This window comes from Bradyrhizobium uaiense, assembly GCF_010811875.1.
Lineage (GTDB): Bacteria > Pseudomonadota > Alphaproteobacteria > Rhizobiales > Xanthobacteraceae > Bradyrhizobium > Bradyrhizobium uaiense.
In genome coordinates this window covers 1-232 of the sequence record NZ_VKHP01001140.1, presented here as the reverse complement: position 1 = coordinate 232, position 232 = coordinate 1, and the positions used below count along the sequence as shown (strand labels likewise).

Below are 232 nucleotides of genomic sequence, written 5' to 3'. Positions count from 1 at the left end.
TCGCCCTTCTGACCCGCGGTCAGCGTGAACCGCACCGGACATCCCAAGCCTCGAACGGCCAGATGTATCTTGGTGCTCAGGCCCCCGCGCGAGCGCCCGATCGCTTGATCTTCAGACCCCCTTTTTTCGCCCCGGCGGCGTGCTGATGCGCCCGGACGATGGTGGAATCCACGATCAGATATTCGAAGTCCGGATCATCGGACATCGCCTCGAAGATGCGGCACCAGACACC

The 232-nt window shown here is 62.9% G+C and carries 1 pseudogene; it reads right to left on the bottom strand.

From position 1 onward, the window contains the following. A pseudogene (locus tag FNJ47_RS49105) lies at positions 1–232 on the bottom strand (transposase); the annotation flags it as partial.